The sequence below is a fragment of the Microbacterium meiriae genome (assembly GCF_025143875.1).
GTDB lineage: Bacteria > Actinomycetota > Actinomycetes > Actinomycetales > Microbacteriaceae > Microbacterium > Microbacterium meiriae.
Window position 1 is genome coordinate 1 of the sequence record NZ_JAMBDU010000035.1, and the last position, 24995, is coordinate 24995.

At 69.7% G+C, this 24995-nt stretch carries 27 protein-coding genes and 1 tRNA gene; 10 read left to right on the forward strand and 18 right to left on the reverse strand.

The genetic code is table 11. The features are described from left to right. On the reverse strand, positions 1–1504 hold a 1504-nt coding region (locus M4D53_RS16150), incomplete at its 3' end, for a ComEC/Rec2 family competence protein (RefSeq protein ID WP_259955049.1). A gap of 256 nt (positions 1505–1760) precedes the next feature. Here M4D53_RS16150 and M4D53_RS16155 point away from each other — a divergent pair. Together M4D53_RS16155 and M4D53_RS16160 are read left to right on the forward strand one after the other, a co-directional pair. Further along, entirely contained in the window at positions 1761–2030 is a 270-nt protein-coding gene (locus M4D53_RS16155; protein WP_259955050.1) for a hypothetical protein, read from the forward strand. After that, on the forward strand, positions 2031–2303 hold the full coding sequence (locus M4D53_RS16160) for a hypothetical protein (protein ID WP_259955051.1): 273 nt from the start codon (positions 2031–2033) through the stop codon (positions 2301–2303). A gap of 68 nt (positions 2304–2371) precedes the next feature. Here the strand turns inward: M4D53_RS16160 and M4D53_RS16165 are convergent, their stop codons facing one another. From M4D53_RS16165 to M4D53_RS16180, 4 genes are all read right to left on the reverse strand, one after another. After that, positions 2372–2971, reverse strand: a complete 600-nt coding sequence (locus M4D53_RS16165; RefSeq protein ID WP_187661680.1) for a ComEA family DNA-binding protein — start codon at positions 2969–2971, stop codon at positions 2372–2374. A gap of 95 nt (positions 2972–3066) precedes the next feature. Next, entirely contained in the window at positions 3067–3486 is a 420-nt protein-coding gene (locus M4D53_RS16170; RefSeq protein ID WP_259955052.1) for a hypothetical protein, read from the reverse strand. 9 nt (positions 3487–3495) lie between these two features. Next, a complete protein-coding gene (leuS, locus tag M4D53_RS16175) occupies positions 3496–6060 on the reverse strand; it encodes a leucine--tRNA ligase (protein ID WP_259955053.1) in 2565 nt (854 codons plus the stop codon). 46 nt (positions 6061–6106) lie between these two features. Continuing rightward, the gene (locus M4D53_RS16180; RefSeq protein WP_259955054.1) at positions 6107–7429 is read right to left on the reverse strand and encodes an anthranilate synthase component I family protein; all 1323 of its coding nucleotides are present in this window, start codon (positions 7427–7429) and stop codon (positions 6107–6109) included. 41 nt (positions 7430–7470) lie between these two features. Between M4D53_RS16180 and M4D53_RS16185 the strand changes: the two genes are divergently transcribed. The 3 genes from M4D53_RS16185 to M4D53_RS16195 are packed head-to-tail and all read left to right on the forward strand — an operon-like array spanning position 7471 to position 10037. Next, complete coding sequence (locus M4D53_RS16185) at positions 7471–8142, forward strand: DedA family protein (RefSeq protein ID WP_259955055.1); 672 nt, start codon at positions 7471–7473, stop codon at positions 8140–8142. Between the two features lie 4 nt (positions 8143–8146). Further along, a complete protein-coding gene (locus M4D53_RS16190) occupies positions 8147–9172 on the forward strand; it encodes an App1 family protein phosphatidate phosphatase (RefSeq protein ID WP_187661683.1) in 1026 nt (341 codons plus the stop codon). 1 nt (position 9173) lies between these two features. Next, positions 9174–10037: a 3-methyladenine DNA glycosylase gene (locus tag M4D53_RS16195; RefSeq protein WP_259955058.1), complete on the forward strand. Its 864-nt coding sequence runs from the start codon at positions 9174–9176 to the stop codon at positions 10035–10037. A 3-nt stretch (positions 10038–10040) separates the two neighbouring features. Here the strand turns inward: M4D53_RS16195 and M4D53_RS16200 are convergent, their stop codons facing one another. Genes M4D53_RS16200 through M4D53_RS16220 form a run of 5 tightly spaced genes read right to left on the reverse strand, consistent with a single transcriptional unit; the run spans position 10041 to position 14380 of the window. Beyond that, positions 10041–11264, reverse strand: coding sequence for a glycoside hydrolase family 3 N-terminal domain-containing protein (locus M4D53_RS16200; protein ID WP_259955060.1), 1224 nt, complete (start codon positions 11262–11264; stop codon positions 10041–10043). A gap of 5 nt (positions 11265–11269) precedes the next feature. Beyond that, on the reverse strand, positions 11270–11926 hold the full coding sequence (locus M4D53_RS16205; RefSeq protein ID WP_187661685.1) for an SDR family oxidoreductase: 657 nt from the start codon (positions 11924–11926) through the stop codon (positions 11270–11272). A 28-nt stretch (positions 11927–11954) separates the two neighbouring features. Then, complete coding sequence (locus M4D53_RS16210) at positions 11955–12482, reverse strand: DUF3592 domain-containing protein (protein ID WP_259955061.1); 528 nt, start codon at positions 12480–12482, stop codon at positions 11955–11957. Beyond that, positions 12479–13270, reverse strand: coding sequence for a hypothetical protein (locus tag M4D53_RS16215; protein ID WP_259955062.1), 792 nt, complete (start codon positions 13268–13270; stop codon positions 12479–12481). Before M4D53_RS16215 ends, M4D53_RS16210 begins: the two co-directional genes overlap by 4 nt. 42 nt (positions 13271–13312) lie before the next feature. Further along, entirely contained in the window at positions 13313–14380 is a 1068-nt protein-coding gene (locus M4D53_RS16220; RefSeq protein ID WP_259955063.1) for a flavin-containing monooxygenase, read from the reverse strand. A gap of 135 nt (positions 14381–14515) precedes the next feature. Here M4D53_RS16220 and M4D53_RS16225 point away from each other — a divergent pair. The 3 genes from M4D53_RS16225 (at position 14516) to M4D53_RS16235 (ending at position 18076) form a co-directional block, all read left to right on the forward strand. Then, positions 14516–14588: transfer RNA gene (locus tag M4D53_RS16225), tRNA-Ala, on the forward strand. 172 nt (positions 14589–14760) lie between these two features. Then, positions 14761–16815, forward strand: coding sequence for an acyltransferase family protein (locus M4D53_RS16230; protein ID WP_259955064.1), 2055 nt, complete (start codon positions 14761–14763; stop codon positions 16813–16815). 124 nt (positions 16816–16939) lie between these two features. After that, positions 16940–18076 (forward strand): hypothetical protein, encoded by a 1137-nt coding sequence (locus M4D53_RS16235; protein WP_259955065.1) that lies wholly within the window; start codon positions 16940–16942, stop codon positions 18074–18076. Between the two features lie 85 nt (positions 18077–18161). Here M4D53_RS16235 and M4D53_RS16240 read toward each other — a convergent pair whose 3' ends face one another. Next, the gene (locus tag M4D53_RS16240; protein WP_187661691.1) at positions 18162–18584 is read right to left on the reverse strand and encodes a hypothetical protein; all 423 of its coding nucleotides are present in this window, start codon (positions 18582–18584) and stop codon (positions 18162–18164) included. Positions 18585–18756: 172 nt separating this feature from the next. Between M4D53_RS16240 and M4D53_RS16245 the strand changes: the two genes are divergently transcribed. Then, positions 18757–19962, forward strand: a complete 1206-nt coding sequence (locus M4D53_RS16245) for a DUF3500 domain-containing protein (protein ID WP_259955066.1) — start codon at positions 18757–18759, stop codon at positions 19960–19962. 99 nt (positions 19963–20061) lie between these two features. After that, complete coding sequence (locus M4D53_RS16250) at positions 20062–20241, forward strand: hypothetical protein (protein ID WP_259955067.1); 180 nt, start codon at positions 20062–20064, stop codon at positions 20239–20241. A gap of 57 nt (positions 20242–20298) precedes the next feature. Here the strand turns inward: M4D53_RS16250 and M4D53_RS16255 are convergent, their stop codons facing one another. From M4D53_RS16255 to M4D53_RS16285, 7 genes are all read right to left on the reverse strand, one after another. After that, positions 20299–20526 carry a hypothetical protein gene (locus M4D53_RS16255; protein WP_259955068.1) on the reverse strand — a complete coding sequence of 76 codons (228 nt, stop codon included), beginning with the start codon at positions 20524–20526 and terminating at the stop codon, positions 20299–20301. 166 nt (positions 20527–20692) lie between these two features. After that, a complete protein-coding gene (locus tag M4D53_RS16260) occupies positions 20693–21382 on the reverse strand; it encodes an SDR family oxidoreductase (RefSeq protein ID WP_259955070.1) in 690 nt (229 codons plus the stop codon). Between the two features lies 1 nt (position 21383). Then, positions 21384–21764 carry a ribosome silencing factor gene (rsfS, locus tag M4D53_RS16265; RefSeq protein ID WP_101845246.1) on the reverse strand — a complete coding sequence of 127 codons (381 nt, stop codon included), beginning with the start codon at positions 21762–21764 and terminating at the stop codon, positions 21384–21386. Beyond that, a complete protein-coding gene (locus M4D53_RS16270) occupies positions 21764–22840 on the reverse strand; it encodes a hypothetical protein (protein ID WP_259955071.1) in 1077 nt (358 codons plus the stop codon). The genes rsfS and M4D53_RS16270 overlap by 1 nt, the downstream gene beginning before the upstream one ends. Continuing rightward, a complete protein-coding gene (nadD, locus tag M4D53_RS16275; RefSeq protein ID WP_082749995.1) occupies positions 22837–23439 on the reverse strand; it encodes a nicotinate-nucleotide adenylyltransferase in 603 nt (200 codons plus the stop codon). The genes M4D53_RS16270 and nadD overlap by 4 nt, the downstream gene beginning before the upstream one ends. Positions 23440–23445: 6 nt before the next feature. Then, the gene (locus tag M4D53_RS16280; RefSeq protein ID WP_187661697.1) at positions 23446–23667 is read right to left on the reverse strand and encodes a hypothetical protein; all 222 of its coding nucleotides are present in this window, start codon (positions 23665–23667) and stop codon (positions 23446–23448) included. A gap of 67 nt (positions 23668–23734) precedes the next feature. Next, on the reverse strand, positions 23735–24988 hold the full coding sequence (locus tag M4D53_RS16285) for a glutamate-5-semialdehyde dehydrogenase (protein ID WP_259955073.1): 1254 nt from the start codon (positions 24986–24988) through the stop codon (positions 23735–23737). Between the last annotated feature and the right edge of the window lie 7 nt (positions 24989–24995).

The following is a 24995-nucleotide window of genomic DNA, read 5'->3' on the forward strand; positions in this document are numbered from 1 at the left end:
GCCGGGGGGGCGCCGCCCGCGGCCGCGCCCCCCCGCCGCCCCTCCGGCGCCCCCCCCCCCCCACTTCCCGGACGCGCGGCCCTCCGCGGCAGCACACGACGGCGATCGCGACGCTCACCAGCGTGACCACCGCAGCGCTGCCGAGGCCGGCAGGGAGGAGCACCTGAGCACCCGGGAGTCCGGCGGTGACCCGCGCGACCGTCGCGATCCACGCCGACGGCAACCAGGCAGACGCGGCGAGCAGATCCGCGACGACGGGGACAGGGGCAGCGAGACAGGCGAGGAGCCCGATCACCGTCGCGAGCGGCGCGGCCGGCTCGGCGAGGAGGTTCGCGACGACCGAGACGAGCGACTGCTGCTCCGCGAACAGCGCGATCACGGGCGCGCACGCGAGCTGCGCCGCCAGAGGCACCGCGATCGCGAGGGCGAGCGGGCGGGGCAGCCAGCGCGCGATCCCGTCCGCCAGCGCCGGGGCGAGGAGGATGAGTGCCCCGGAGGCCACGGCGGACAGCGCGAATCCCGGCGTCGATGCGAGCCAGGGATCAACGATGAGGAGGGCGGTCACGCACACGGCCAGGATTCCGGCACCTGCGCTCGGCCGCCCGACGAGGATCGACAGCATGCCCGCCGCGGCCATCGTGGCGGCCCGGATGACGCTCGGCTCCGGCGTCACGAGCACCACGAAGGCGGCCAGCGCCACGACGGCGAAAACGACCCGCAACGCCCGCGCCCCTCCGCACAACGCGACGATCCCGAAGACCGCAGCGACGACGATCGCGCAGTTCGCCCCGGATACGGCGGTGAGGTGGCTGAGGCCGCTGGTACGCATATCGGCGTCGACCGCGGCGGGCACGGCGGTGGTGTCGCCCACGGCCAGCCCGGGAAGGAGTCCCGCACCGGGTTCCGGGAGTCGGGTGGCGCGCTCGACGAACGACCGTCGCAGGTCGGCAGCGATTCCGAAGACACCCGGCGCCGCTCGCTCCACGGTTCCCACGGTGACGAAGACGACGAGCCCCGCCCGCTCCCCCGGATCCGTTCCCACACTCTCGCCGGTCACCCGCACGACCGCACCGAGGACGAACCCCTCAGCCTCCGCGATCCCGATACGCACCGGTCCGCTCGCCAGCCCCGCGGCACCCGGCGCACCGATGCCGCTCAGCTGCACGTCCATCCACAGGCGCCCGTCCCGCCCCACGGACGCCGATGACGACACCTGCCCCACCGCTTCGACGACCCTGCCGTCCCACTCCCTCACGGCGTCGCGGTCCGCAGACTGTACGAGCACGGTGAATGCCACGGCGGCCCCCGCCGCGAGGACCACGATCATCAGGCCGCTCCACGTCGCGGCTGCCGGACGCCGGAGCGCGAGCACGGCGCCGATGATCACCGCGGATGCCAGGCATCCACCCGCAAGCCACCCCGCCGTTCCCGGCACGAAAACGCAGATCAAGGCCACACCCCACGCACCGACCGCTACCGGCAGCAGGCGCAGATCACGGGTCACCCGGTTCCCCGCTCGGGCCCCGGGGACGATCGCTGCGGCTCATGCATCCGATCACCCTAGAGTCGCGCCGGTGCCCACTCCCCCCACCGCGACCGCCGCTGCACGAGCGGAGGACAACACCTCTCGAGGTCAGGACGTGGAGGAGCACTCTCCGAGGGCGGAGAGACAGTCGGCGTCGGGCGCGACCGTTCCATCAGCCTGACTGCGGCAGACAGGCGTAGCGTGGGGTTCACGACGACACCGCTATGCTTCGCGCATGACTGAATCTCTGGGGGATCCTCCGGACGAACTCCCTGTGGCCGAGCGCAAGCTCAGCCGTCGGGGATGGCTGATCACGCTCCTCGCAGTGGGGTGGCTCGCAATGACAATCGGCGCAGCATTTCTTGTCGCCGACCTCACCGGACGATGGATCCCTACCGTCTTCCTAGGACTCACGTTCGGCCTCGGTGTGTTCATCCCCGTGATGCGAGATCAAAAGCGGCGGAGACGGGAACTCTCCGATGCGGGCAGCGGTCCGGGGAAATAGATGGCTGCGCCTGACCCCGCACCGTCCCTGATCCAGCAGCGCCTCGCTCTCGGACGCTTGCGTCTGACCGCTCTCTTCATGATGATCGGCTGGGGCGCAGTCGCGGCACTCCGGGGCGTAGGCATCCATGACGTCGCCGATTTTGTCAACTGGATCGCCTTCCTCCTACCGTTGGCGCTGGCGTCGTACGGAGTGAAGCTCTGGTTCGACTACCGCCGCAAGGTGCGTGCCTTCGAGGCTGCCCACGGACCGGACGTTGGCAAGCAGCCGTAGCGCGACGCTCCTCTCTCGCCCCTGCGCACTCCGGGACAATGGCAGCGGCGCCCGAGACGTGACGCTCGTCACACGCGTACCCCGTCGCGCAGCCCCTCCAAGACCTTCTCCCCGATCCCCGGTACCGCCAGGAGGTCGTCCACCGTGCGGAACCGACCATTCTCCTCGCGCCACGCGACGATGCGCTCGGCAAGCGCCGGCCCGATTCCCGGAAGCTCTTCCAGAGCTGCCTCATCCGCGGTGTTCAGGTCGACGGCGCCGTCACCGGGAGGCCCGGCCGAAGGGTCGGCGACGGCACCCACGACCGGCACGAGGATCTGCTCCCCGTCCTCGACCCGTCGGGCGAGGTTGACCCCCGCGAGGTCGGCGGCATCCGTCGACCCGCCGGCGGCCGCGAGAGCATCGACGACCCGGGAGTCGGTTCGCAACACGTACAGACCCGGGCGCTCGACCGCCCCGAGCACATGCACGTAGATCTCCGCGGGCGCGGACTCGACCGAAGCCGAGCTCTCCGCGAGCGGAACGGCCTCGACAGACGACGGTCGGCCCTGCAACAGCCCGAGGCCGACGGCCGTGGAAAGCGCGATGATCGCCAGCACGACCGCCGCGCCGAGCCCGAGGCGGAGCCTCCGACGGGGCGGAGGAGGTGGAGGCGGCGACGAGGTCATCCGGTCACCCTATGCGTCGCGCCCACCGCATCCCGACCCCGGATCCGGGGAACGTGGACAGGTGCTCAGACGGGACCCGCCGTGGAGGACAGCCGTCAGCCCTTCGCGCAGGACAGATTCGCGTGCACCTCGACGACCCTCTGGTCATCGGGATAGCCCGCCTCCTCCAGAGCCGTCCGCACGTCTTCCCGCACGGCCTCCAGGTAGGCGGAACCGCGGAGCCGGATCGCGGGAACCGTGTCGAGATCGGGGTCGTCATCGAGGAGGCGGTACCAGTCGTCCCACTGCCGGTCACTGACGGTCGCCTCCTGCAGAGCGTCGGCAGCGATGCGCTCGGCTTCGGCGGGCGGGTTCTCCACCGCCGGAGCCAGCCACCACCCGATCTCGCACGTCCCGCCCAGCGACGGCACCGACTCAGAGCGATCCGGCCCGCCGATCGGGGGCACGATCCCGCATCCGCTCAGAGCCAGCGCCCCGATGAGCAGGCACGCGCCCCAGGACACCCGTCCCCGCACGCCGAGGACTCAGCCCTTGACGACGATGCTGACGATCTTCGGGGCCCGCACGACGACCTTGACGATCTCGCGATCACCGATCGACCGGATGACGCGCTCATCGGCTCGTGCCAGCGCCTCGAGCTCGGCCTCGCCGATGCGTGCCGGCACCTCGAGCTGCGCGCGCACCTTGCCGCCGATCTGCACGACCGCGGTGACGGTGTCCTCGACGAGGAGCGCCGGATCGGCGGAGCGCCACGACACGAGTCCGACGGACGGCTCGTGCCCGAGGATCTCCCACATCTCCTCCGCGGTGTGCGGGGCGATGAGGTCGAGCATGACGGCGATGGTCTCCGCCGCCTCACGGACGGCGGGGTCGGCAGCACCGGCAGCGCCGTCGATCGTCTTCCGGGTCACGTTGACCAGCTCCATCAGGCGGGCGACGAGCACGTTGAACTTCGTCTGCTCGACCAGCGCGGGCGCTTCGGCGAGCAGCTTGTGCGTCGCGCGGCGCAGCGCCGCGTCGCCCCCGTCGAAGACGACGTCGACCGGGCTGGCGACCTCGTGGGCGACACGCAGGGCGCGCGACAGGAACTTCTGCGCACCGGTCATCGAGACGTCGGCCCAGTCCTTGTCGTCCTCCACCGGACCGGCGAAGGCCAGCCCGACGCGCAGGGCGTCGGCGCCGTGGGCGTCGAGCTCCTCCTGGAACAGCACCAGGTTGCCCTTGCTCTTCGACATCTTCTGCCCGTCGAGCAGGACCATGCCCTGGTTGATCAGGTTGGAGAAGGGCTCGGTGAAGTCGATCAGCCCCATGTCGAAGAGGACCTTCGTGATGAAGCGGGCGTACAGCAGATGCAGGATCGCGTGCTCGACGCCGCCGATGTACGAGTCCACCGGTGCCCAACGTGCCGCCTGGGCCGGGTCGAACGCCTGCGTGTCGCTGTTCGGGGACAGGAACCGCAGGAAGTACCAGGAGCTGTCGACGAAGGTGTCCATCGTGTCGGGGTCGCGCAGCACCGGGTCACCGGTCTCGGGATCGGTCGTGCGCACCCAGCTCTCCGCGCCGCCCAGCGGCGAGGTGCCCTTCGGCTTGAGGTCGAGGCCCTCCACGCTCGGCAGTTTCACGGGCAGTCGGTCCTCCGGCACGGGGATGATCCGGCCGTCTTCGGCGTGCAGCATGGGGATCGGGGTTCCCCAGAAACGCTGACGCGAGATCAGCCAGTCGCGCAGGCGGTAGTTCTTCGCCGCGCGACCGGTGCCGGATGCCTCCAGCTGCTCGATGGCGCGGGCGATCGCGTTGCGCTTGGACAGTCCGTTCAGCGGACCGGAGTTGATCATGCGCCCCTCGCCGGTGAGCGCGACACCGGTCTTCGCCGGGTTCTGCTCGTCGAGCGCGGCATCCGCATCGATCGGGACGCCGTCCTCGTCCACCTCGATGACCGGCATGGCACCGGTCACCGGAGCGGTGGTGTCGACGACGACCTTCACCGGCAGGTCGAACGCGCGTGCGAAGTCGAGGTCACGCTGGTCGTGCGCCGGGACCGCCATGACGGCGCCGTGCCCGTAGTCGGCCAGCACGTAGTCGGCGGCCCAGATCGGGAGCTTCTCGCCGTTGACCGGGTTGATGGCGTAGCGGCCCAGGAACACGCCCGTCTTGGGGCGGTCGGTGGACTGACGGTCGATATCGGTGGTCTTCTGCACCTCGGCCAGGTACGCCTGGAAGCGCTCGCGCACCTCCGGCTCGGCGTCGGCGGCGAGCTCCGCGGCCAGGTCGCCATCCGGGGCCACGACGAAGAACGTCGCACCGTGCAAGGTGTCGGGGCGCGTCGAGAACACCGTCACCGGCTCCTCGCGCCCCTCGATGCGGAAGTCGACGTCGGCGCCGACCGAGCGGCCGATCCAGTTGCGCTGCATCTGCAGCACCTTGTGCGGCCAGAATCCCTCGAGCTGGTTCAGGTCGTCCAGCAGACGGTCCGCGTAGTCGGTGATGCGGAAGTACCACTGCGTGAGCTTCTTCTTGACGACCTCGTAGCCGCAGCGCTCGCAGCGCCCATCGACGACCTGCTCGTTCGCCAGCACGGTCTGGTCGTTGGGGCACCAGTTCACCGGGCTCTTCTTGCGGTAGGCCAGGCCGCGCTCATACATCTTCAGGAACAGCCACTGGTTCCAGCGGTAGTACTCCGGGTCGGAGGTGTGCAGCACCCGGCTCCAGTCGAACGAGACACCGTACTGCTGGAAGCCGACCTTCTGCTGCGCGATGTTCTGGTACGTCCATTCGCGCGGATCGGCACCCTGACGGATCGCGGCGTTCTCCGCCGGCAGACCGAAGGAGTCCCATCCGATCGGGTTCAGGACGTTGTGACCGCGGTGACGCCAGAAGCGGGCGACGATGTCGGAGTAGAGGTAGTTCTCCGCGTGCCCCATGTGCAGGTCACCGGAGGGGTACGGGAACATGGCCAGCACGTAGCGCCGCGGCCGGGTGTCCTCGTCGCCGCCCGTGAGGAACGTCTCGTGCTCCGCCCAGTACTTCTGCCACTTGGCCTGGATGGCGTGCGGCGAGGAGAACTCCTCGTCGACGGGAGCGGTGGACATGTTCTCGGACAACGAACGCACGACCAATCTGAAGGAAAAAACGGGATCAGTTCAGGATATCGGAACGCCAGGTCGCGGGCATTTCCGCGCCCAGCGCCGCGAGGGGGGCCCTGGCCTTGGTGGCGACCTCACGCACCTCGGCCGCCGGCACCGAACCCCAGGTGATCCCCCCGCCCGCGCCGACGAACGCCGCATCCGCGTCAACCACGATGCTGCGGATGACCATCGCGAGATCGAGAGCCCCGTCCACGCCGATGTAGCCGAAGCAGCCGGCGTAGATGTCGCGAGGAGCGCCCTCGAGATCGTGCAGCTGCGTCATGGCCGACAGCTTCGGGGCCCCGGTCATGCTCCCGGCGGGGAACGCCGCCTCCAGCAGCACTCCGACGGTGATCCCCTCCGCGGCCGTGCCGCTGACCGTGCTCACGAGTTGATGCACGGCCGGATAGCTCTCGACTTCCCAGAGGCCTTCGACGCGGATCGACCCCGGAACGCAGACCCGGGAGAGGTCGTTGCGCATGAGATCGACGATCATGACGTTCTCGGCCCGCTCCTTCGGGTCCGCGGCGAGCTCTGCGGCGAGCGCGGCATCAGTCACGGCGTCGGTGCCCCGAGGACGAGTCCCCTTGATGGGACGGGTGCGGATGACCCCACCGCTGGCGTGAAGGAACTGTTCGGGGCTGGCGCTCAGGAGCGCACGTCCTCCGATGCGCAGGAAACCGCCATGGTGCGCCGGTGTGGCGGCCCGGAGCTGCTCGTACACGGCGACGGGGTCGTGGGTGCCTGGCACGGTGAACCGCGTCGTGAGGCAGAGCTGGTAGGCGATGCCCGCATGGATGAGGTCACGGCAGCGGCCGATGAGCTTCTCGTACGCGTCGGGGGTGTGTCGGGCCTCCGCGACCGGACGGGCCTCCGCCGCACGGACGCGACTCTCCGCACGGGGCGCGGTCAGAAGGGACTGCAGCCAGCGCTCCCCCTCGTCGTCGGTCTCGCCCTCGGGGGACAGCAGCCACAGTCGGCGCGCGCCGTGATCGAACGCGAGAGCCCTGGTCACGCGCAGCCAGGTCCGAGCGTCCGGTTCCATCTCCCCGGCGACCGGCGCCCCCGCGAGAGCCGCACCGCTCTCGTAGTCGCGCCAGCCCACCCATCCCCCGCGTAACGGCGGCATCCCCGCTTCCACGGGATCGGTGTCGAGACGTACGTCCCCGGGCAGCGGTTCCGCGACGCCAGTGCCGAGGAAGCTCCATCCCTCGACGGCGTCAGCGCCCGCATCGAGCCAGAACACGTCCGCCTCCCGCTGCGCGAGCGCCGGGAACAGACGCTCCGACGCCACCCAGGACGGCAGCGGTCGGGGGCTCAGGCGGTCGGGCACCTTTCCAGCCTAGGACCGGGCCGCTCCCGTATCCTCATGGGGTGGACGACCTCCTGCTCTGGCTCCTCGACACCGTGCAGTCGATCGATCCGGTCACGCGCACACTGGTCGCCGGTCTCGCCGTCATGCTGGAGACGAGCATCCTCATCGGCCTCATCGTCCCGGGCGACACCATCGTCATCATCGCCTCGATGGGCGTCGCCACTCCCCTGGAGGGCATCGCGATGGGGGTGGCCGTCGTCGTCGGCGCCCTGATCGGGGAGAGCATCGGGTTCTGGCTCGGCCGCTGGCTGGGCCCCTACATCCGCGCCTCCTGGCTGGGTCGACGGATCGGCGAGCACAACTGGGTCCGCGCGGAGAACTACCTCGCCCGGCGCGGCGGCATCGCCATCTTCCTCTCCCGCTTCCTCCCGGTCCTGCACTCCCTCGTCCCTCTCACAGTGGGGATGAGCGAGTACCCCTACCGGCGCTTCCTGGCCTGGACGACCCCGGCCTGCATCATCTGGGCCTCGGCGTACGTGAGCGTCACCTCCCTGGCGGCCGGGAGCTTCCGCGAGCTCGTCGACCGCGTGCACTTCGCGGGGTACCTGTTCGTCGGAGTCATCGCCCTGTTCCTCGTCCTCGCCTATCTGGGCAAGAGGCTGCTGCACCGTCTCGAAGCCCGTCATCTGGAGGCCCCGGCGACGGAGTCCGACGCCGACGTGAAAGACTGAGGCAATGGCCCCCGCACCCCCGGCGCCCAGGATCCACTGGTTCGCCCGACTCGAGCACCGTCTGCACGTGTGGCGCGAGGGACGAGCGCGCCGCCGCGGTCGCAACGCCACTGTCCTGCCCTTCCCCGGCTACGGAGGCCCCGGATGGGTGCGCGTGCTCGGCCGGGTGCTGATCGTCCCGCCGCAGCGAAACAACCGTGACGGCGAGCCGGCGAGCATCCGCGGCTGGCGCAGCTTCGTCGGCATCCCCGTGGGTTTCGCCTCGGTCAGCGTGCACCTCGGAGACGGCACTCATCAGGTCGTCGCCGACCGCGGCGGCGTGATCGACTCGGTCATCCGCGCCGAGCTGGAACCCGGCTGGCAGACCTTCACCATCACCGTCGAAGGGCAGGAGCCCATCGAGGCCCGCGCCTTCATCGTCGCGGAGAGCACGCGGTTCGGCGTCGTCTCCGACGTCGACGACACCGTCATGGTCACGGCGCTCCCTCGACCATTCATCGCCTTCTGGAACTCGTTCGTCGTCGACGAGCACGCGCGCATCCCGGTACCGGGCATGGCCGTGCTGCTCGACCAGCTCCTCCGGCAGCACCCCGGAGCGCCCATGATCTACCTCTCCACGGGTGCCTGGAACGTCGCACCCACACTCTCCCGGTTCCTCGGCCGGCATCTCTTCCCCGCCGGCTCGCTGCTGCTGACCGACTGGGGTCCCACGCACGATCGCTGGTTCCGGAGCGGGCGCGAGCACAAGCTCACCAACCTGCGCCGACTGGCCACCGAGTTCCCCGACGTGAAGTGGCTGCTCATCGGCGACGACGGACAGCATGACGAGGCCATCTACACGCAGTTCCAGGAGGAGCACCCGGATTCCGTCGCGGGTGTCGCGATCCGTCGACTGCTGCCCGCGGAGGCGGTGCTCGCCGGCGGTCGTGCCGAGATGGAGTCCCATGATGCGGACGAGGCGCCGTGGGTGAGCGCAGAGGACGGCGCGGGCCTTCGCGACCAGCTCGGCGACGCCGGCATCCTGCAGTGACATGATCCTCACGCGTGATGACTGGCTGCGGCGGGAGGACGCGCATCGGCAACGGGCCGACGCGCTGACGGCGGCGCACCGGGAGCGCGTCGCGCGCGGCGAGAAGCACCCCGTGTGGGACTTCCTCTTCACCTACTACGGCTACAAGCCCGCGCAGCTCCGCCGCTGGCACCCCGGAGCGGGCGTGGAGCTGCAGGATGCGTCCGAACGGGCGGCGTGGCGCTGGTACGTCCCCGGGAACACACCCGACGGCGTCGTGCCCGATGCGGAGCGCTTCGCGGCCGAGAAGCCCGAGCTCGCTCGACTGGTGGCCCTCATGCTGCGCCGCACCGGCTCCCGTCCCGGGCAGTTCGGCTGCTTCGGGCTGCACGAGTGGGCGATGGTCTACAACGCCGCGGAGCATCGGCACGCCGTCCCCCTTCGGCTTGGTCAGGCGGGCACGGATGCGGTGGTCGAGGCGCACGACCTCCGCTGCACGCACTTCGACGCCTTCCGGTTCTTCACCCCGGATGCGGCGCCCCGCAACCGCACGGCTTTGACGAGAGACGACCAGCCCCTGTTCGAACAGCCCGGCTGCTTGCACGCCGGCATGGATCTGTACAAGTGGGCGATGAAGCTCGGGCCGCTGATTCCCGGCGAACTGCTCCTGGACACGTTCGAGCTCGCGCGCGACATCCGGCTGCTCGACATGCAGGCGGCCCCCTACGATCTCTCGGCCTGGGACGTCGAACCGGTACGCATCGAGACCCCGGAGGGCAAGGCGGAGTACGTCCGACGCCAGCGCGGCTTCGCGGAACGCGGTGCCGCTCTCCGCTCTTCCCTCCTCGCCGCCTGGCTCGCACCCGAGGGTCGCGCCGCGGCCTGAGGGTCAACCCGCAGGGGCGCAGTCGCCGCAGACACTCCACGACGACGTCGTATCGGAAAGCTGCAGGCGCAACGCGAGCACGCGCGTCGCAGCATCCGCGAGGCGATCGGCGGGCAGAGTGCCGGCATCGACCGCCGCGGCGATTCCCGCAGCCATCTCTCCCGCCGTCCGGGCATCGGAGCCCGCGATCATCAGCACCAGATCATTGCCGGCCGCCACCGCCGCGACGCCGTTCGCGACCGGATCGGCATACGCCGGGTCCCCGGAGGAGAGCAGCATGCCGAGGTCATCCGTGACGGACACCCCGTCGAAGCCGAGCTCGCCCCGAGCGATGCGATGCCACTCGGCGGACAGCGAGGCCGGCCGCGCGTCCACCGCCGTGTAGGCGAGATGGCCGTACATCAGCAACGAAGCACCGGCTTCGATGCCGGCGGCGAACGGGAGCCCGTCCGCTTCTCGCCACGCGGCCTTCGTCATCCCCGTGCTCGGGATCGCGTGATGCGAGTCGCCCGGCGCCGCTCCGTGCCCGGGGAAGTGCTTGAGCGTCGAAGCCACGACATGCTCCTGCCCCTTCGTCGCGGCGGCGGTGCGGTCGGCGGCACTCTGCGGATCGGTGCCAAGAGCCCGCCCGAAGATGAAGGAGCCGGGGTCGGCGGGGACGTCGGCCACCGTGCCGAAGTCGACCGTGATCCCCGCCCGAGCCACGAGCGCGCCACGGGCTGCGAAGGCCGCCGCGGTCTCGGCGACCGGGCGACTCTTCAGAGTCGGCGACGCCGGGTAGGTGTCCCAGGGCAGCCGCGAGACGATGCCCCCTTCCTGGTCCACCGCGATCAGCGGGGGCAGAGCGGGATCGATCGTCAGCGCTGCCGTCAGCGCGCGGAGTTCCGACTCGGACTCCGGGATGTTGCCACCCATGAGGATGAAGCCGCCGAGCCCCGACTGCATGTAGGCGCGAAGCGCCGCGGGGTCGCTCCCGCCGATGTGACCCATCACGATGGACGAGGCCTGCTCCGCGGTGCTCATCTCCGCGACGAGGGCGGCGGCATGATCCCGCAGGCCGTCGCCGTCGGCCGCCTGCACGGTCACCACGTCTGCCGGCGGGCTGGACGGTGCCGCCGACGACGAGGCGGCGGCCCCGGCGCCCACGGCGGTGATCAGCGCGGTCAGGGCCGTCGCGGCACCGAGGCCCCGCCGCATGCGGCGCCCGAACGAACGAGCCGGGTTCATGGCTCTCAGCGCGCGAGCGCCTCGACGATCGGTACCGAGGTCTCCTCGTCGCCGTTGCCGAAGCGGATCGTGCGCCCGATCGTTCCGGGGTCCTCCAGGGCCGCGACGATGACAGCCGCGACGTCGGCACGGGAGACCTCGCCGCGCCCCTCGGGGTCGATGCGGATCCGCCCGGTCGGGTCGTCGAAGGTCAGCGCGCCGGGGCCGAGGATCGTCCCGTCGAGGCCCGAGGCGCGGAGGTGCTCGTCGGCAGCCCACTTCGCGTCCGCGTACGGGAAGAAGGAGTCGTCCTCCGGGACGCCGTGGTCGGCCGTGGAGCCGATCCACGACACCATGACGTACCGCCGCACGCCGGCGCGCTCCGCCGCGTCCATCGTCCGCACCGCCGCGTCCCGGTCGACCGCGTAGGTGCGCTCGGGACTGCCGCCGCCGGCGCCCGCGGACCACACCACGGCGTCGTGCCCGCGGATGATCTCGGCGAGGGCGTCGACGTCCATGGTCTCGATGTCGGCGACGAGCGCGATGGCGCCGCCGTCTTCCACCTCGGACACATGATCGGGATTCCGGATCACGCCCGTGACCTCATGTCCTCGGGCGACGAGGAGCGGGGCGAGCAGCAGAGCGATGCGGCCGTGGCCGCCGAAGACGAGGATGCGCGACATGTCTTCACCCTACGCGCCCCCGCCGACGTCAGCCCGGCGTCTGCGAGCTGTCGATGACGAAAGCCTGCGGATGCGACGGCAGATACCGCACGACGACAGGCGCGCCGGTCGGGATCCACGCGTCGCGATCGGGGTACACGGCAGGAGTGAAGAAATCGCTCTCCAGGGTGTACTCGGTGCCGTCCGCCGCCGTGAACGTCACCCAGTCCCCGTCGACGGTTCCCGTCGTCGGGCGGCCGTTCTCGAAGACGTATGCGCGGGTCACCGGGACACCGGTCAGGCTCAGGATCCCGACGATGAGAGAGCCGAGCATCACGAAGGCCAGTACGCGGAAGACCAGGCGGACCACGGTGCCGCCGACGTTCCCGCGGGATCGGCTCTCCGCGGGGAGCAGCCCCTCGCGTTCGCGGACGGCGCGCAGGGACCCGCCGCGCGTCGTTCCCCGCGCGGAGATCGCGAACAGCCCGAGGATCGAGAACGCCGCGATGAAGACCATCGCATAGCCGTGCGCGGCCGGGAAGTTCACCAGCCACATCAGCGTGTCCAGGGGGTTCATCGTGCCGCCTCCTTCTCGATGGTGACGGCGACCGTGTGCGGATCCTCCCGTCGGTAGAACGCCCAGACGGGAGCCCCCACCTGCAGCCGCGAGACGGCCTGCGGGTAGACGAACACGGTGGTGTCAGCCTCCCATGGCTCCGCGCCCTCCGGGGCCACCAGCACCTTCAGCGCGAGCTCGCTCTGCCCCTCGCGACGCCGCCCGGTCGGACGGACCTCGACGACGGAGGCGGGAACCTGGGTTCCCGTCGTGCGCGCGCGGACCTGGGACGGGTCGATGAGGCCGCGGTCGATGCGCCACTGCAGCATCGCCTCACGGACGGTCGGGTCGCTGAGATCGGCGAGCTCGACCGTGTCGGGGTCCTCGAGGCTGTAGCGGACCGGGACGGGCTGTCCGACCTGCAGCGCTCCTACGTCACCGGCATCGAGCAGCATGCGCAGCTGTCCGATGAAGTCATCGCCGACGCTCGGGCTGACCCGGATGAAGAGGTCGTACTGAGGCACATCGTTCACGGTCACCCCAGTGCGGGACATCTCGACGATGGTGCCGACGCCGATCTGCACCGGCCCGCGGACCTTCTTGCGCCGCGCCAGACCCGACATCGACCCGCCGAAGGTGAGCAGCAGGCCCCAGGCGACGCCGATCACGATCGGTCCGCCCAGGCCGTCCTCACCCGCGAAGGGGAGGATCGACTCGCGCTGGTTCACCCCGAACAGGCCTTCACCCACCCACACCACGAGCCACGCGGACAGCAGCAGCCAGACGACGGTCAGGACGATGCGCAGCATGCCTCCCAGCGTATCCATAGGAGCCGCCCCTGGACGAACCGGTCAGGACGAGACCGGGGTCCCCACTCCCTCGAGGGCGCGGACGACGCCGGCCGCAGCGGCTCGCCCCGCCCGGTTCGCGCCGATGGTGCTCGCGGAGGGACCGTAGCCGACGAGCTGCACCCGGGGATCCACCACCGCCGTCGTGCCTCGACCCCCGCGGTCGAGCTGGATCCCGCCGGCGGCACTGCGCAGGTGGAGCGGGGCGAGGTGGCCGATCGCGGGTCGGAACCCCGTCGCCCACAGGATCACGTCCACGCGTTCGAACGCCCCGTCGGCCCACCGCACGCCGTCGGGCTCGATCCGCTGGAAAAGCGGGCGACGGTCGGCATACGCCCCGAGACGCTCCGCTTCCCGTTCCTGGGGGCGCAGCATGAGACCCGTCACACTGACCACGCTCTCCGGGGGCAGGCCGGCCGCCACACGCCTCTCGACGAGCGCGACGGCAGCAGCGCCGGCCTCCGGCGTGAAGTCGTCGTCGCGCCAGACGGGAGGGCGACGGGTGACCCACAGCGTCTCCGTGAGGGGGGCGAGGGCGCCGAGGAACTGCACCGCGGACGCACCGCCGCCGACGACCAGGACTCGCTTGCCCGCGAAGTGCTCCGGCCCCGGGTAGTCCACGGTGTGGAACTGCTCCCCGAGGAACGTCTCCATCCCCGGGTAGTGAGGGACGAAGGGTTGCGTCCAGGTCCCGGTCGCGTTGACGAGGGTGCGGGTGTGCCACTCCCCTTCGTCGGCCTCCACGACGAGGACCCCGTCGTCATCGTGGACTCGACGGACGTGCACCGGCCGCAGCACCGGCAGATCCTGGGCCTTCTCGTAGGCGGCGAAGTACTCCGGCACCGCGATGTTCGCCTGGCGCTCGTCCCGCGGCGGCGCGGTGTCTCCCGGGAGCTCGGCGACCCCGTGCACATCGCGCATCGTGAGGGCGTCCCACCGGTGCTGCCAGGCTCCCCCGGCCCGAGCATCGGCGTCCAGCACGACGTGCTCGATTCCGCGGCGACGCAGATGGAAGGACGCGGACAGCCCGGCCTGGCCGGCGCCGATCACGAGGCTGTCGAGGATGCTCACGATGGATCGAACGCCGTTGCACCGCCGGATGTTCCGCGTGTCCCGACGCGCCCGGGCGGCCCGCGCCGATTGGTGCGGATGCGGATTCGTGTAGTAGTGTTTTCACGTTGCCCGGAGCACTCCGGAGCAGCGTCTGGGCCTGTGGCGCAGCTGGTAGCGCACCTGCATGGCATGCAGGGGGTCAGGGGTTCGAGTCCCCTCAGGTCCACGAAAAACCCTCGGTTCGCCGGGGGTTTTCGTGTGTCTGGAGCCCGTGACATCCCGCGAGGTCAGGCCCTCGCGCCGCATCAGGCAGTTGCGCCACCTCCGGCCTGATCTCGCGCGATCGCCTGCCCGGGAGCATACGAAAACGACACGCTCTCGTTTATAGCGTGTTACACATGAGCACTCGACCCGCCCCTCCTCAGGGACATCTCCCGCATATCCAGGGGCTTCGGGCTCTCGCGGTTCTCGCCGTCGTCCTCTACCACTTCTGGCCTGCGCGCTTCAGCGGCGGGTATGTCGGAGTGGATGTCTTCTTCGTCATCTCCGGCTTCCTCATCACGGGGCATCTGGTTCGCGAGCTCACGTCGACGGGGACGGTGCACATCGGTCGATTCTGGGCCCGTCGGGCCCGACGCCTCCTTCCCGCGTCCCTGCTCGTCCTTCTGTTCTGCGTGACGGTCGTCGCCCTCCGCCAGTTGACTCCGATCTCCGCTCTCTCGGAGGAGCTCCGCCAGATCGTCACGTCGGCCTTCTCCGTGCAGAACTGGTATCTAGCGAGTGCGGCCACGGACTATCTCGGCCAGACGGGAGATCCGACCACTGTTCAGCACTACTGGTCACTGTCGCTGGAGGAGCAGTTCTACGTCCTCTGGCCTGTGCTCCTCGTCCTCACCGGATGGCTCGCGGTGAAGCGCATCCACGGCGAACACCGAAAGGTCATCGCCGTCGTCGTCGGAGTCCTGTCGATAGCCTCGTTCGTCTCCTGTGTGGCGCTGACCGCAGCGTATCCCGCGCCCGCCTACTTCGTGACTCCCGTCCGATTGTGGGAGTTCGGGGTCGGCGCCCTGCTCTCCCTGCTCCCCGCGCTGCGCGCGCGGCGCCCCCTCACGAGCGCTCTGCTCGGAGGGGCCGGGCTGGTCGCCATCCTGTTCAGCATCTCCTTCTTCGACGGACAGACCGCGTTCCCCGGATACGCGGCCGCCGTGCCGACGATCGGCGCAGCAGCCGTGATCGCGGCGACGAATGCAGCACGCTGGTGGCTCCCCGCACGCCTGCTGGCCATCCGCCCCCTGCGATTCACCGGGGACATCTCTTTCAGCCTCTACCTCTGGCATTGGCCGCTCATCGTGATCGCTCCTTCCGTGCCCTTCTGGGGCCTCTCCCTCGCTCACCGCCTGGCCCTCCTCGCGCTCTCCTTCGTCGTGGCCTGGCTGACGAAACGATTCATCGAGGATCCCGCCCGAACCTGGCGCGCGCCCTCGCTCAGGCGCCCGCGGGTCGTGCTCGCCCTCGCTCTCGCGGGGATGACGGTGGTCGGCGCCGGCGCGGGAGCCGCGTGGGCGGTGAATGCTCCGACCTACGAACGCGACGCGACTGCTCTCGCGGCTGTCCGCGCACACCCCCCTGCGTGTTTCGGAGCCCAGGCGGTGCTCGACATCCGCTGCGCGGACAGCCGGAGCGCGTCCGTCATACCGACCCCTGGATTCGCCGGCGCGGATCGCCCCACCGAGCAGAAGTGCTTCGTCCAACTGAACGATTCTCGTGCCGTGGCCTGCCGTTTCGGGTCACGGACGACGGACGCCCCGTCGATCGCGCTCGTCGGAGACAGCCACGCTTTCCAATACGTGAGCACCCTCAGGGCGATGGCGGAGAAGGAAGGCTGGTCGCTGACGAAGTACGTCAAGGGGGCGTGCCCGTGGAACACGACCCCACTGGCGACGGGCGGCGCATTCGGAGCAGCCTGCTCGGAGTGGCGGGACGAGGTCACGGCCGCACTGGAAGGCGGCGACTTCGACGTCGTCTTCACGACGGCCCTGGCCGCGACCCCCTTCGCGCAGGCAGGACACGAGTCCACCCTGCATGCCGCCGCCTCCGGATACCGGGCGGCCTGGTCACGTGTCATCTCCGAGGGCACACGGGTGATCGCCCTGGTGGACAACCCGGCCTGGGCGACGGACCCGAACAAGTGCCTGCAGACGCGAAGCCCGGAGGCCTGCTCCGTATCGCGCGACGATGCCCTCGCCGCGTCGGACCCGATCAGGGCTGCCGGCGAGGACTTCCCGGGGGTCACAGTGCTGGACTTCACCCCGGTGTTCTGCTCGTCGAGCGAGTGCCTCCCCGTGATCGGCGGGGCCAACGCCTACCGCGATCAAGACCACTTGACCACCACGTTCACCGACACCTTGGCGCCACAGCTGAGGGCGGCACTGCGGGACGCGATCACGAGGTGACAGCCTCGCGGGTTCAGGCACTCACTGCGCATCAGGCGGTTGCAGCATGTCTGGCCTGACGTGGCGCGCTCGCCTGCGCAGGAGCATATGAAAACGACACAGCCTCCGACGTAGCGTGTTACACATGCACGCTTCCGTCACCCGGTCTCGCGGTCGCCGCGCCGTCACCGTGATCCTCAGCATCCTCGCCGTCATCGCTCTCGGTATCGGCGGGGTGATCGCATGGCGCCTGCTCGCCCCGGCGCCATCGAACTGGGAAAGCCTTGATGCCACCGACAAGGAGATGCTCACGCAGCTGTCGGAGCAATACGACATCACGGCGACACACGCTGCGGAGATCTGGACGGATGCGTACCGGTACGAGGACCAGCCGCTGGTGCTGCTGCGCACGGACGGGGAGAAGAGCTCCTTCTGGTCGCACGCGATCCTCGTCAACATGAGCGGCGTCACGGACACGTCGGGCATGGCGAAGATCGACGTCCCCGGGGCCTCCCACCTCGATGACGTCCGCATCAGCCGGACGTTCGCCGTCGGGGAATGGCTGCTGTATGCCCCGTCGAACTTCGCTGTCATCGATGTGAGCGACCGCGACGTCCTCGCGTTCAAGTACAACCAGGCGATGCTCGACACCGAGACGACGACCTCTCAGGGCTTCCAGCGCTTCTCCCTGCACGAGAACTTCCACGTCACGAAGCAGGGGCTCGACCCGGAGGCTCCCGGCGCCTGGCCATGGGGAGCCGGTGGGCTCATCCCCGACTACCCGCACACCGAGGCACAGTACGAGCTGCTGCGTGTCGAGGCGCGTATCTTCGACCGGGTGGAGACGGAGACGGACCCGCAGGCCCTGGCCGTCCTCGCGTCCGACCTCGCCACCGTTCGGATGGCGCGCTACACGACGTGGCCGACCCTGAAGGCGGAGATCGATCTGGAGGCGATCGAGGGGACCGCCACCTACGTCGAGCGGGCCTTCGACAGGGCGCGAGGACTCACCCCGGTGCAGCGGACCTTCACCGATGGCCTCGAAGGTCTGATCTCCGATCCCGAGCAGCAGATCGTCCTGGAACGCGACTACTCGTACTTCACCGGTGCCCAGCTCGGACTGCTTCTCGACCGAATCGCCCCGGATTGGAAGACGCAGATCGAGCCCGCTCCCACCGGTTCGGCGTCGACTCCTTTCGCGACGCTGCAGCGCGTGACCGGGGTGACCACCGCGCCCGACGACGCAGAGCTCCGCGCGATCGTTGACCGCTACCTCCCTTAGCTCATGCCATCGCGCGACAACAGGCCCCCCTGGGAGGGGACGCCTGTTGTCGCGCGAATGCCTGAGGCGATGCGGACCGACCGACTCAGTCGAGGACGGCGCGGCAGGTGACGGAGCCCGCCGTCGCGATCTCCTCGTCCGTGCGAAGGACCTCGAGGTTCGCGTCACCTGCGTCCTGCACGATCGCGCACGCCACGGTGGCTCCGGGGTTCTCGATGACGACAGCCGCCTCCTCCCCCTCGGTGACGATGGCCTCGATGGTCATAGCGCCGGCGCGGGCATCGACGACCGTCTCCTCCGTCTCCTTGGTCCCGAACACGAAGCCCTCGGCGAAGGCCGTGTCCTGGTAGCGGATCGTCTCGTCGCCACTCAGACCGTGGAGCTCGTACGTGATGCGGTAGTCGGTCGGCTGGTTGAACAGGTAGTAACCGGCGGCGCCCAGTCCTCCGATGACCGCCAGACCGGCGGCGATGGAGACTCCCAGGACGATTGCTCTCTTCGTGCTCATACCTCCACGCTGTCACCGGCGCTCTCGTCGCGAATCGGTCGGTCGATGTATGCGCCCCCTCCATGCGGATGAGGTCCTGGTCATCCGGAAAAACACGGTATCCCCGCACCTCATAGGATGCGCATCGACGGCGCAAAGGAACCCCATCGATCACCTTCCTAGCGTGGTGGGCATGAACACGACTCCCTCTCCCGTCACGAAACGCCTCGCCTGGCTCTCCGGCCTCGTCCTCGCGGGCGGCCTCGTCTTGAGCGGCTGCGCGGCGGCCACGACCGCCGAACCGACGATCTCCGCGTCATCCTCCGCCGCGACCTCAACGGCGGCGTCGACGGACGCCGGGTCGACCGCGGAGACGATCGCCGACACGTCCGCCGCCGCTGCGGCCTTCCTCGCCACGCTGAGCGACGAGCAGAAGAAGGCCGTGTCGTACGACTTCGACGACGAGACGAAGACGACGTCGTGGTCGAACTTCCCGGTGACCTTCGTGCAGAGAGCGGGTCTGAACCTCGCCGACCTGACGGAGGAGCAGCGGACCGCGGCCCTCGCCGTGATGGAGTCTCTCCTCAGCGACGAGGCCTACGCGACCGTCACCGGGATCATGGGCGGCGACGAGTACCTCGCCGAGAACAGCAGCAGTACCGAGGATTCCCTCGGCCAGTACTACATCGCCTTCTTCGGTGATCCCACGGCGACCGACAGCGCCTTCGAGGTGCAGTTCGGCGGACACCACCTCGGCATCAACGCCACGCTGGACGGCGACGCCGACGCGATCACCTTCGCTCCCACGCACCTCGGGGTCCAACCCGCTGTCTACACCGACGAGGACGGCGAGGAGGTGCAGCCGTTCGAGGGGATCTACACGGACGCGTTCGCGTTCTTCGACAGCCTCACCGCCGACCAGCAGGCCACGTTGACCTCCGGCGATGTGAGCATGTGCGCACCGGGCGACACCTGCGACTTCGCCACCGGAGCCGGGCTGTCGGGGGCCGACCTCTCCGACGAGCAGCGGGATCTCCTTCTCCAGCTCATCGCCAACTGGGCCGGGATGAGCGACGAGGAGACCACCGCCGCAGCGCTGGCGGAGATCGACAAGACCCTGGACGACACCGTCATCGCCTGGTCCGGGGCGACGGTGTACGACATGACCACCGGGAACGGCATCGACTTCTCCATCTCCGGGCCGAACGTCTACATCGCCTTCCAGGCACAGCAGGGCTCGGCCGGCGCCGACGTCGACGGTGTGACGACATCGGGCTGGGGACATGTGCACACCATCTACCGCGATCCGACGAACGACTATGCCAACAGCGTCACCCAGCAAGCCTCTGCCGGGATGAGCGGCGGTCCCGGGGGCGGAAGCACTCCCCCCGCATCCTGACGCCCGACGCCCGTACCCGTCCAAGCCGCCACCCGTCAACGGCCTCCACCACCATCGCGTACACGCGTAGACAGAGGGCATCCGACGAAAGGAGACGACATGTCCAACACGACTCCCCCGATCCCGCCCCTCCCGCCGATCGCGGACGGGGATGGGGACGCCGAAGAGCTCCCCACGCGTGAAGTCGACGGCGAAGAGGTGCTCGACGAGGATGCGGACGACGCCCAGATCGACAGCGCAGAGGCCGACCGCGCCGCTGTCATCAGCGACGACGACTGACCGGGACAGGAGAAAGGGCACCCCTCCTCGCGGAGGGGTGCCCTTTCTCGTGCGGGTTCAGGTGGCCAGCAGGGGCGGGCGAGACGGGATCGCGATGGGGCGCGTGGCTCGGCTCGCGCCTTGCATCCGCTCGACCTCCTCCAGTACCTCGAACGCGGTGCCATAACGGATGGCGAGCGGAAGATCACGCAGCCACGTCACCTCGACCTCGGTGTCCGCGAGCTCGTACACGCAGGCGACGACATGGCGCGGATCGTTCTGGGGATAGCGCAGGTCGTTGATCACCCACTCCGACGGCGTGATGCGGTGAAGCACGAAACGGGGATCAGGAACTTCTGACATCAGTCGGCCCTCCAGGACTCTCTGATGACGAGCCTCCGATACCCCGCCGGGGAAGGGAAGGGCCTTGACACCCTCGTGATGAGGTGCAGGAGAATGGTCAGATCGGCGTTCAGCCCTGAGGCCGCACCGTGAGATCCGTGAGGTGCGCATCCCGCGGGAGATCGAGAGCGGCGAGGATCGTCGTCGCCACGGCGTCCGGCGTGATGAACCGCGCGGCGTCGTACTCCTGCCCTTCCTGCCGGTGCACGCGCTCCTGCATCGGCGTCGCGGTGCGTCCCGGATAGACCGAGGTCACGCGCACACCGTGCTCGGCCTCCTCCTGCCGAAGCGCATCCGCGAGGGCCCGCAGACCGTGCTTCGAGGCCGCGTAGGCCGACCACCCCGGGCTCGCCCGCAGCCCGGCTCCGGAGTTCACGAACACGACGTGCCCGCGCGAGACGCGCAGGACGGGGAGCAGGAGCCGGGTGAGCTCCGCCGGGGCGACGAGGTTGACCGCGAGCTGCTGTTCCCAGAGCGCCGGGGTGAGGTCCCCCACCGATCCGAGGTCCACGACCCCTGCCGCGTGCACCAGGGAATCGATGCGATCGGGAAGGCTCTGCTTCGACAGGGCCCACGAGAGGCGGCCGGGCTGCGCGAGGTCACCGACCAGCGTCGAGACCCCGGGGAGGTCGTCGGCGATCTGCCTGGCCCGTCCCGCATCGCGCGCGAGCACCACGACGTCGTCGCCGCGCTCCACGAGTCGCCGCGCGAGGACGGCGCCGATGCCGGAGCCCGCACCGGTCAGCAGGTGCGTGGCCATGTCAGCGGTTGTCGGCCGAGGTCTCGGCGACCTCGAGGGGGATCACCGGGCAGTCCTTCCACAGGCGCTCCAGGCCGTAGTAGACCCGTTCCTCCTGGTGGAAGACGTGGACGATGAGGTCGCCGAAGTCCAGCAGCACCCACCGCGCCTCGGCGCGCCCCTCCCGGCGCACGCGCTTGTGTCCGGACTCGACGAGACGGTCCTCGATCTCATCGGCGATGGCGGCGACGTTCCGCTCACTGTTACCGGTCACGAGCAGGAAGATGTCCACGAGCGGCAGCGGCTCGGAGACGTTCAGCGCGACGAGGTCCTCACCACCCTTGGCCACGGCGGCTTCGGCGGCGATGCGCAGCATCTCTTCGGCGGTTTCGGGTGATTGCATCAGAAGACGTTTCCTGTGAAGGCGATGACCAGGGCAGTGCCCAGGCCCAGCGCGAGGGCGCCCGCGACGATGGCGGCGATCAGCATGAGCCGGTTGCCCTTCTCAGGGGCCGGCGGACGGATCACCTCGCCGGCGGGCTTGATGGTGCTGACCGCGGAGCTCGCGGCGATGGGGGTGGGCGAGGACGCCGGAGGGAGCTCACCGTCGATGAGCACCGCGTCGACCTCCTTGCCGTCCGTAGTGCCGTGGGCGTGGCCCTGCGAGCCGAGGCCCTTCGGCAGCTCGTACGACCCCGTGACGAGGATCTCTCCGGTGGAGGCGACCGGCCCGGAGAGGGAGCCCTCGCCGGGAGACGGCGTGAAGATCAGCGCATTGGGCGCCGAGTGCTGGGTGCCGCCGGAGTCGTTCGACGTGAGCAGCTCATCGAAGGAGGGGCGGAAAGGCGCCGGCTCGGCAGGAGTCTCCTCCTGCAGCACGCCCTGCCCGAACGTCGGGCTCACGGTCGGGCGCTCAGCCTCGTCGACGTCGCGCTCGTCGAGATCGCCGTCGGCGTCCTCGTCGAGGAGGTCCTCGCCACCGGGGCCGTCCTGCTCGGAGACGCCGAGCACGGCGGAGATGTCCTCGGGCTCGGACTCCGGCGCCTCGACGGGCTCTTCGACGAGCGGCACGTCTCCGACCGTGTCGGCGACGTCGGCCGCGCGGACGGGCTCCGCAGCGACCTCGTCGTCGACGACGTCGTCGTCGTCGGACCCATCGGGCTGTGCCAGCACAGCCTCATCGGTCGTGTCGTCCGCCTCCGCGCCGACGGCCGGGACCGCGGCGGTCTTGATCTTCTCCTGCTCGCGTGCCTGACGCCGCGTCAGCGGCGCGGCGTCAGGATCGACGGACGTGTCAGCGACAGGCGCCGAGGGAAGGACGACGGGCTCGGCGGCACGAGGCAGCGGCGGTGCGGGCGTCGCGGCCTCCGCCGCGGCGGCGCTCGCCTGCTCCTCGCTGATGATCGGGGTGGATCCCGTCAACCGGATCTCCCGCAGCTGCTTCCGCGTCAGCGGACCTCGCTGATCCGATGTGCTCATGCCTTGCTCCGATACAGATGATGCTTCGCGATGTACTGGACGACCCCGTCGGGGACGAGGTACCAGACCGGTTGATCGTCACGGACGCGGTCACGACAGTCCGTCGACGAGATCGACAGCGCCGGCACCTCGAGCTGGCTGACGTCGTCGCTCGGGAGGCCGTCGATGCTCAGAACGTGTCCTGGGCGGGAGACCGCGACGAAGTGGGCCAGTTCCCACAGTTCATCATGGTCTCTCCAACTGAGAATTTGCGCCACGGCGTCCGCGCCGCTGATGAAGAACAGCTCGGCGTCCGGCCGCTGTTCCTTGAGATCGCGGAGGGTGTCGATCGTGTACGTCGGTCCCGCGCGGTCGATGTCCACCCGACTCACCGTGAACTGCGGATTGGACGCCGTCGCGATCACGGTCATCAGATAGCGGTGCTCGCTGGGCGTGACGTCGGCCTTCTGCCACGGACGACCCGTCGGGACGAACACCACCTCGTCGAGATCGAACGAGTGCGCGACCTCGCTGGCGGCGACCAGGTGGCCGTGGTGGATCGGATCGAAGGTTCCGCCCATCACGCCGATGCGCGGTGCGCGCGTGGTCGCGGTGCTCATGAGGGCCTAGTGGCCGTGTCCCGCCTCGTGGTCCTTGCCGTGCTTCGCCGCCCAGGCTTCTGCCTTGGCGGAGTGGCGGTTCGCGACGTTCTTGTACGACAGCGTCACGAAGCCGAGAGCGGCGAACACGATCGCGGCGATGACTCCGAAGATCAGGGTCTCGAGAGCCACGTTGCCGTGGTGCTCGGTCTCTGCGGCGGCCATCGCGATCTGTGCGACGAGGTTCATCCTGACTCCGTTCGTGGCGTGCTGTCTCGGGGGTCCTGTAGGGATACAGCGTCCCCCAGTCTAGCCCTCAGCCGCGCGTCTGACCCGCCCCACGCGCGAGCCACTTCGTACTGGTCAGCTCGGAGAGCCCCATCGGACCGCGCGTGTGCAGCTTCTGCGTCGAGATCCCGACCTCGGCACCGAAGCCGAACTCGGCCCCGTCGGTGAACCGAGTGGACGCGTTCGCCATCACCACCGCCGAATCCACCTCGGCCAGGAACCGCTCCGCGCTGCGGGAATCGGTGGTGACGATGGATTCCGTGTGCCCCGTGCTGTAGCGACGGATGTGGTCGAGCGCGTCGTCGAGGCTGTCGACGACCTTCATCGCGACGTCCAGGCTCAGGTACTCCGTCGCCCAGTCCTCCTCCGTGGCCGGGATGATGTTCGCCACGAGCCCGGCGACCACGTCGTCGCCGTGGATCGCCACCCCCTCGCTCATGAGGGCGCTCGCGACGAGCGGGATCAGGCGCGGCGCCGCCTGCCGGTGGACGAGAATCGTCTCGACCGCATTGCACACGCTGGGGCGCTGCACCTTGGCGTTCACGACGATGTCGCAGGCCCAGTCGTCGGGGGCGCTCTCGTCGAGCAGGATGTGCACGTTCCCGGCGCCCGTCTCGATGACGGGCACGGTCGACTCGGTCACCACCGTCTCGATGAGCCCGGCGCTGCCGCGCGGGACGAGCACGTCGATGAAGCCGCGGCCGTGCATGAGCGCCTTCGCCCCGTCGCGCCCGAAGTCGTCCACGGTCTGGATCGCCTCGGGCGTCACCCCGGCGTCGCCGAGGGCAGAACGCATGACGTCGACGAGCACGGTGTTGGAATGGAGCGCCGCGCTGCCTCCCCGCAGGACGACCGCATTCCCCGAACGCAGCGCGAGGGCGGCGATGTCGACCGTGACGTTGGGACGCGCCTCGTAGATCGCCCCGACCACCCCGAAGGGGACGCGCACCTGCTCCAGAGCCACGCCGTTCGGCATGCGGTGTCCGCCGACCACGCGACCCACCGGATCGGGCAGGGCCGCCACGTCGCGGACGGCCGCGGCGAGGGCGGAGACCCGCTTCTCGTCGAGGCGGAGGCGGTCGACGAGGGACTCGCCGATGCCGTCGTCCCGACCGCGCGCGACGTCACGCTGATTGGCCTCGATGATGCGGGCGGCGTTCTCCTCGAGGGCGACGGCGATGGCGTCGAGCGCCCGTGCCTTGTCGTCGCTCGTGAGGGCGGCGGTCGTCCGCGAGGCCTCCTTGGCCCGCTCCAGGCGCGTCTGAGGGGTGAGGTCGGTCATCCGCCCA